The organism is Romboutsia sp. 13368 (assembly GCF_018336475.1).
Lineage (GTDB): Bacteria > Bacillota > Clostridia > Peptostreptococcales > Peptostreptococcaceae > Romboutsia.
The window spans coordinates 988552-997423 of sequence record NZ_CP048741.1; the positions used below are offsets into that span (position 1 = coordinate 988552).

Sequence of the window (8872 nt, forward strand, 5' to 3'; positions counted from 1 at the left end):
TCTTTATATTTATAAAATAAAACTTTATAGTTACTAGTAGCAAATTTATAATCCTTTTTATTAGGAATGATATCATAAGGAAAATTTTCATTTGGGATAACTTGAACCTCATTATTATAAAGTGAAGGCTCATATTTTAATATATATGATACTGGAACTAAGAAAATATGATCAACTTCATCTTTATTTATATTAAGATTATCTATATCATTTATATATCCGACAAAAGGATGAATTATCATATTTCCAGGTGTTATAAGTAAATCTAGTGGGGATATAATATTTATGTTTTCTTTATACGTTCCAAGTTCTTCACAAGTTTCTCTTATAACTGCATCAAGAGGACTTTCATTATTTTCTATTTTACCTCCAGGAAAAGATATTTCATTAGGTTGTGTTTTTAAATTTTTAGATCTTAATTCAAATAATATATAATGAGAATTATCTTTTTTTACTATTGGTATCAAAACTGAAGCTCTTTTCATATCCTTATATCCATTTATATAAGGTTTATAGTTTTCAAGTTTATTTTTTAAATCTTCTATCATATAATTACTCCTTTGTTTTACAATATAATACTATATTATATGCAAATTTTAATAAATTTGATAGAAAAAGCATTATGATTGTAGATTATTTTTTATCTCATATGTATAATAGAAATTAGCTAGATAATAAGGGAGAGACATAGATGAAATTATATGCAAATGAAGATGGAATATATATAAACATACCAAGTGATATGGTAGATAAAATAAATGAAGAAAATACATTACTAAAGGATTATATAAGAATATATAAAAATATAGATAAATTAAAAGAGTATATAAGTAAATATTTATTTGAAAAAGACACTGTTATAACTCAAAAAAATATTGGGGACTTATTACTTAATATAAAATCAGAAGAAAATTTAGATAAAGTCATAGATTATATAAATATAGATATAAATTCATTAGAAGAAAAATTTAAAATGCTAAGTATACATTTAGGAATAGATATAGATGATATAAATCAAGCTAGAGAAGATATTAAAAATGAATATATAAATACTTCGTATAATGAAGAATTTGTAGTTGATAAAGATTATATAGATGAAATAATAAAATATATAAAAGATGAAAATATGTATTCTTTAAAAGAAAAATCTAGATATGGAACTATAAAAGTTGATGGAAATTTAACATCAATAGAAGATATAAATGATTTAAATGAAGAAGAAATTGGTGGTGTATATAGCCCTATACTTGTTATATATAGACCGGCTAAATATTTAAGAGGAAGTTATATACTAGAAGATACTTCTTATGTATATATAAAGAGACAGCCACTACATGCACTTATAAATCAAGAAAAGCTTAATGAAAAAGGTATGGATGGAATGGGAAGTATTGTATATAAAAAGTTAAAGCATGATCTTACAAATGAAAATTTACAAGAAATATTAGCAGAAATATATATATATGCAAATAAAAATAACTTAAACTTTGAAAATATAAAACTATCAGATATAAGTGCAAATAGATTATGGCTTACAGGTGATAGACTTAAAAAAGAATTTAAAGAACTTAGATATTATCATAAAAACTTAACTCAAAAGATAAAAGATATATATGACTCTACAGGTGCTTATTATACACAAATAGGTGGAAAATACGTATTTAATACAAGAGATTTTGCACATTGTTACAAAACATATAAATCAAAAGACATAAATGGATAAATTTGATTAAAATAAATTATAAATAGAAAATAGAATTTAAATAATTTTCGAAAGATAAAAAAGTATTTAAGTTTTATAAAAGACCTTATATAGAATTATATTATAATTCTATATAAGGTCTTTAGTTTACATAATATAATTACTATATAGAATAAAAACTATAATTTTTCATATTATAATAAGCAATGATGACAGTTTGGAGGTAAGTAAATGATTAGAAAAGCAAAGTTAAGTGATTTAGAAGATATAATGTATATAATAAATGAAACTGTTAAAGAAATGAAATCATATGGTAATGATCAATGGGATGATAATTATCCAAATAAAGAAACTTTTATACATGATATAAAAAATGAGAGCTTATATGTTTGTGAGGAATATAATTACATAAAAGGATTTATATGTATAGATGAAGAGGAAGCTTCAGAATACAAAGATTTAAATTGGTCACTAAATGAAAAATGTATGGTAACGCATAGAATGGCTATTAATAATAAGTTTAGAAATGGTGGAGTTGCTACAAAGCTAATGAATTTCTGCAAAGACTTAGCTCTAAGTAAGGGAGTAAATTACCTTAAAGCAGATACATATTCTTTAAATGTAAAAATGAACTCTTTATTTAAAAAACTTGGATATAACTTTGTTGGAGAAGTTAAGTTTTCTGGAAAAGATAAACCTTTTTACTGTTGGTATTATAAATACTCAGGTTATTTTTTAGCAACGGATATATCTGAAGCGAGAGCGATGATATATCGTTGGCGATATAGTCTAAATTTTTATCACAACTTAATAATAATCAATACTTATGGTATAATAATTAATTAGACATAAGAATTAATAAACAGGAGGATGAGTATGAACATAGATAGAAATAAACTTACTCCAATGATGAAACAATACTTTGAAGTCAAAGATAGATACCCGGACTGTATTCTATTTTTTAGACTTGGAGATTTTTATGAAATGTTCTTTGAAGATGCAATAATAGCTTCAAAAACACTTGAAATAGCATTAACAGGAAAATCATGCGGATTAGAAGAAAGAGCACCTATGTGTGGTATACCATTCCATTCTGCAAATTCATATATATCTAAATTAGTAGAAAATGGTTATAAGGTTGCTATAGGAGAACAACTTGAAGACCCAGCTACTGTAAAAGGAATCGTAAAAAGGGATGTTATAAGAGTTGTAACTCCAGGTACAGTACTTGAAGGAAGCTTACTTGAGAATAAGAAAAATAATTATCTTTTATCACTATATATAAAAGAAGATTTATGTGGATTAACNTTATGTTGATATAAGTACAGGWGAAGTAAATGCAACGTATTTAMMWACTGATAAAATAGTAGAAGAAATAGCTAAAGTTCATCCAACAGAAATTATAATAAATGACTTAAACTTTATACCAAAGCTTCAAAATATAGCAACAATAAGCAATATATATATAAATGAAAATTTTGATGAAAAATATTTAAATACTAATATTCTTAATGAATATTTTAGCAATGAATATTTAAATAATATAAGATTTGATGATAAAGAATTGATAAAATATAGTTTATCTATACTTTTAAACTATATATATAATACTCAAAAACAAGTTACATCAAATATTAATANNNTAAATATATATAATTCTAGTGAATATATGGTGCTAGATATGTTTACAAGAGTTAATCTTGAACTTACAGGAACTATAAGAGGAAATAAGAAAAAAGGTTCACTTTTACATGTATTAGATAAAACATCTACGGCTATGGGAGGAAGACTTCTTAGAAAATATGTAGAAGAACCATTAGTTAATAAAGTTAAAATTGATGAAAGATTAAATGTTATACAAGAAATTAAAGATGACTTTATGCTTCGTGAAGACTTAAATGAAATCTTAAAAAATGTATACGATATAGAACGAATATGTGGAAAAATTGCCTTTGAAAAAGTAACTCCAAAAGAAATGATACATTTAAAAAATTCAATTGAAAAATTACCCAATTTAAATAGATACTATAAACTCATCAAGTGCTTCTATGCTTAAAGATTATATAAATGATTTAGATGATTTAAATGATTTATATAACCTTGTTAATGAGTCTATACTTGAAGAACCTTCAATAACTTTAAAAGATGGAAATATAATAAAATCAGACTTTAATGAAGGATTAAAAGAGCTTCGTGATATATCTAAAAATGGAGCTTACATGATAAAAGAAATTGAAAATGAAGAAAGAGAAAAAACTGGTGTTAAATCTCTTAAAATCGGATTTAATAAAGTATTTGGATATTTTATAGAAATAACTAAAGCAAACTTAAATACTGCAAAAATTGATGAATCATATATAAGAAAGCAAACATTAAGTAATGCGGAAAGATTTATAACTCCTAAGCTTAAGGAAATAGAAGATAAAATATTAAATGCTGAAGAAAAAATTAAATCTTTAGAATATGAAATATTTGTAAATATAAGAAATGAAATATACAAAAATATAGATAGAATACAAAAAGTATCTAAAACTATAGCTAATATAGATGTTTTTGTATCATTGGCTACTGTAGCCTATATGAATAACTATGTAAGACCTAATATAAATGAAGATGATAAATTAGATATAAAAAATGGTCGCCATCCAGTAGTTGAAAATATAGTTGGAGAAGAAAACTTCGTTCCAAATGACACTTATCTAAATACTGGTGAAAATATAATAAATATAATTACAGGTCCAAATATGGCAGGTAAGTCAACATATATGAGACAAACTGCAGTAATATCCTTAATGGCACACATTGGTTCATTTGTACCAGCAGAATATGCAAATATACCAATACTTGATAGAATATTTACAAGAGTTGGAGCAAGTGATGATTTATCTCAAGGACAATCAACATTTATGGTTGAGATGAGTGAAGTATCTCATATACTTAAAAATGCTAGTAATAAAAGTTTAGTAATACTTGATGAAATCGGAAGAGGGACAAGTACTTACGACGGTATAAGTTTAGCTTGGTCTATAGTTGAATATATTCAAAGTAAAATAAAATGTAAAACTTTATTTGCAACACACTATCATGAATTAACTGACCTTGAGAATGAGTTTAGTGAAGTTAAAAACTACTCAATAGCAGTTAAAGAAGATGATGATAATATAATATTCCTAAGAAAAATTATACCAACAGGTGCGGATAAGAGTTATGGTATATATGTTGCAAAACTTGCAAAACTTCCAGATGAAGTTATAAATAGATCTAGAGAAATACTAAGTGATTTAGAAAAAAATCATATATATAATAGTGTAGCTATAAATAAAGATAGCGATAAAGTATTTGAAAATACTGCTACTTTAGAAATATCATCAAATGACGATATTAAAATATACACTGAAAACATAGAAAAGTTAGAAAAAGAAATATTAAATTTAAAAGAAAATAGTTTTAAAAATGAATATGAAGCATTAAAGCTAGAGCATGAATCATTAGTTAAAAATTATGAAAATATAAAGTCTGAAAATGATAAATTAAATATAGAAAATAAAGATTTATCTAAAAAAATTAAAGAAAATGATGCTCAGTCACAAATAGCAGTAACTCAAATGAGTTTTGATACTATAGGTGATAGTGTCTTAAAGGATGAAATATTAAATCTAGACTTACTTAATATGACTCCATTAGATGCAATAAATGCATTATATTCATTACAAAAGAAAGCTAAAAATAACTAAGCATTAAATACCCTAAAATTCATTTTAAATTAGCTAAATATTAAGCTAGTATGGTAAAAAGGGGAGGATAATATGAATAGAATCAACATATTAGATGATTTAACTATAAATAAAATAGCTGCAGGAGAGGTCGTTGAAAGACCTTCTTCTGTAGTTAAAGAATTAATAGAAAACTCTATAGATGCGGGAAGTACTAAAGTTGTTATAGACATTTTAGATGGTGGAAAAAAACTTATAAGAATAACTGATAATGGATGTGGTATAGCTTCTAGTGAAGTTGATAAATCATTTTTAAGACATGCTACAAGTAAGATTAAAAATATAGACGATTTATATGATTTATATTCACTTGGATTTAGAGGAGAGGCATTAGCATCTATTAGTGCTGTATCAAGGCTTGAAATGGTAACTAAAACAAAAGATGARCCTATAGGAACTAAAGTATTGGTTGAAGGTGGACATATAGTATCTAAAGAACCAGTAGGAACTCATAATGGTACAACTATTATAATAAAAGATATATTTTTTAATACGCCAGCTCGTCAAAAGTTCTTAAAATCAACTCATGCTGAAACTATAAATATAAGTGATTTAATAAATAAACTTGCAATAGGAAATCCACAGGTTCAATTTAAATATATAAACAATAATAAATCAATGCTTACAACACCAGGAGATGGTAAATTATTAAGTGTTGTAAGAAGTATATATGGAAAAGAAATTTGTGAAAACTTAATAGAGATAAACTATGAATGTAAATACTTTAAGATAAGTGGATATATAGGAAATAACAATATATATAGATCTAATAAGAATTTACAACATATATATATAAATAAAAGATTTGTAAAAAGTAAGATAGTTTTAGATGCTATAAGTGAAGCTTATAAAGGTATTATACYTATAAATAAGCATTCAATATGTTTTATACAACTTACTATAAATCCAGCTAGCATAGATGTTAATATACATCCAACAAAGCTTGAAGTAAAGTTTGAAAATGAAAAAGAAATGTATATAGAACTTAGAGATATACTAAGAAAAACATTACTTTCATCATCGCTAATAGGAAAGTACGAAACATATGAAAAAAAAGAACCAACTAAAAATATATTAATAAAAGAAAGTAATAAAAATATTAATTTATATGAAACTAATGAAAAAAGCGATATAAAAGTAATTGATATAAATGATGAAAAGCCTATTGATTCTTTTATGTCATTAAATGATATACTAAATAAAAATAATGAAAHAGAHHATAAKYWTAAAAACATATATGAAGATAATAAAAAAAATAATACAAATGATTTAGAAAATATTAATATAATAAAAGAAGATTGTAGTGATGAATATATAATAGAAGGAAATATTAGTATAGAAAATTCTTTTTCTATTGAAGATATAGAGAAATTAGATAATGAACAACAGTCTAAAGAAAATTTATATAAAGCTAAAGATAATATAAAAGAAAATTATAAGTTAAATAGTGAATCTATAAATAAAGTTGAGTATAGCCATAAATTTATAGAAAATATAGATAATAAAAATGAAAGTGTACAAGAACAGTTTTTTGAAGAAGTACCATCAAATAAGTTTTCTTTAGCAGGATATAACATAATTGGAACTATATTTGATACCTACATTATAATGAATAAAGGAAATTCTATGTATTTACTAGATCAACATGCAGCACATGAAAAGATACTTTATGAAAGATATATGGACAAGTTTTATAAATCAAGCATAAATATGCAAATGTTACTTGATCCAATAGTACTAGAATTATCTAATATAGATATGTTACATGTTGAAAATAATTTAGACTTATTCATGAAATTCGGTTTTGAAATTGAATTATTTGGTAACAATCATATAATGATAAGATGTGTACCAACTATATTTGGTGTTCCAGAATCTGAAAAGTTCATACTACAAATAATCGATAATATAGAAGAAATAAAAAATAACTATGAGTTAAAAGGAGAAAAGTTTGCATCTATGGCATGTAGAGCAGCGATAAAAGCAAATGATAAAATTCAAACTATAGAAATACAAACRCTATTAAATGAACTTGAAACTTGCGAAAATCCTTTTACATGTCCTCATGGTAGACCAACAATAGTAGAAATAACAAAAAATGAAATAGAAAAGATGTTTAAAAGAATTATGTAGTTTAGGAAGGATTAATATGAACAAAACTCCAATTATAATACTTACAGGCCCAACAGCAGTTGGAAAAACTAACTTATCAATAAATCTTGCAAAGAAACTAAATGCTGAAATTATATCAGCAGATTCAATGCAAATATATAAATATATGGATATAGGTAGTGCTAAGGTAACTAATGAAGAAATGCAAGGTATAAAACATTACTTAGTAGATGAAGTTACTCCAGATTACTCTTTTTCAGTTTCTGAATTTCAAGAAAGAGCTTATAATTATATAGATGATATAAMTAATAAAGGAAAGAAAGTATTAGTTACAGGAGGAACTGGACTTTACTTAAATTCATTAATATATAATATGGACTTTGCAAAGTCTGATGCAAATAATGAAATTCGTGAAAAATTAAGGCTAGAACTTGAAGAACATGGTATAGACTATATGCATAATAAGCTAAGAGAATTAGATAATGAAGCAGCTGAGAGAATCCATAAAAATAACACTAAAAGAGTTATAAGAGCTATTGAAGTTTGTTTAAGTGGAGAAAAAATGAATGATTTCTCTAATGATTTAAGATTTAATGAAAAATATAAACCTATAATAATAGTTCTAAATAGAGAAAGAGAACATCTATATGAAAGAATAAATAAGCGTGTAGATATAATGATGGAAAGTGGATTAATAGATGAAGTTAAAACTTTACTAAATATGGGATACACAAAAGATATGATATCTATGCAAGGTATAGGATATAAAGAAATAATAAAGTACTTAGATGGCGAGTATACTTTAGAGGAAGCTATAGAAATAATAAAAAGAGATTCAAGAAGATATGCAAAACGCCAGCTAACTTGGTTTAGAAGATACAGTGATGCTAAGTGGTTTAACTTAGATGAGTATGATGATAGCCAAGTACTTGAAGACGATATAATTATGCATATTGAAAAAATGCTATAAATTATATAAAATATAATAAAGGAATGGTAAATTTTACTAATTTAACTAATTATCGGGAGGATATATACAAATGAAAAATACAGCTATAAATTTACAAGATTTATTTTTAAATAATGCTAGAAAAGAAAGAATACCTGTTACTATATTCTTAATGAATGGTGTAAAAGTTAATGGACAAGTAAAAGGCTTTGATAGTTATATAATAATGTTAGAAGATGAAAAGAAACAACAAAATATGATATATAAGCATGCAGTATCTACTATAATACCTTCTAGACATATAAATATGCAAAATAATAATCAACAAAATAATAG

The 8872-nt window shown here is 24.5% G+C and carries 5 protein-coding genes and 2 pseudogenes; 6 read left to right on the plus strand and 1 reads right to left on the minus strand.

Translation table 11 applies throughout. The features are described 5' to 3' along the window. A partial coding sequence (locus tag G3997_RS04040) for an NUDIX hydrolase (protein ID WP_296648512.1) occupies positions 1–548 on the minus strand: 548 nt, incomplete at its 3' end. Between the two features lie 143 nt (positions 549–691). Between G3997_RS04040 and G3997_RS04045 the strand changes: the two genes are divergently transcribed. From G3997_RS04045 to hfq, 6 genes and pseudogenes are all read left to right on the plus strand, one after another. After that, a complete protein-coding gene (locus G3997_RS04045; RefSeq protein WP_296648515.1) occupies positions 692–1723 on the plus strand; it encodes a hypothetical protein in 1032 nt (343 codons plus the stop codon). Between the two features lie 210 nt (positions 1724–1933). Then, a complete protein-coding gene (locus G3997_RS04050; protein ID WP_296648522.1) occupies positions 1934–2548 on the plus strand; it encodes a GNAT family N-acetyltransferase in 615 nt (204 codons plus the stop codon). A gap of 30 nt (positions 2549–2578) precedes the next feature. Then, positions 2579–5436 (plus strand): annotated as a pseudogene (gene mutS / locus G3997_RS11570) (DNA mismatch repair protein MutS). Positions 5437–5508: 72 nt separating this feature from the next. Continuing rightward, positions 5509–7608: pseudogene (gene mutL, locus G3997_RS04060) on the plus strand (DNA mismatch repair endonuclease MutL). Between the two features lie 16 nt (positions 7609–7624). Beyond that, positions 7625–8557 carry a tRNA (adenosine(37)-N6)-dimethylallyltransferase MiaA gene (gene miaA / locus G3997_RS04065; protein ID WP_296648526.1) on the plus strand — a complete coding sequence of 311 codons (933 nt, stop codon included), beginning with the start codon at positions 7625–7627 and terminating at the stop codon, positions 8555–8557. 70 nt (positions 8558–8627) lie between these two features. Continuing rightward, on the plus strand, positions 8628–8872 hold a 245-nt coding region (gene hfq / locus G3997_RS04070; RefSeq protein ID WP_296648529.1), incomplete at its 3' end, for an RNA chaperone Hfq.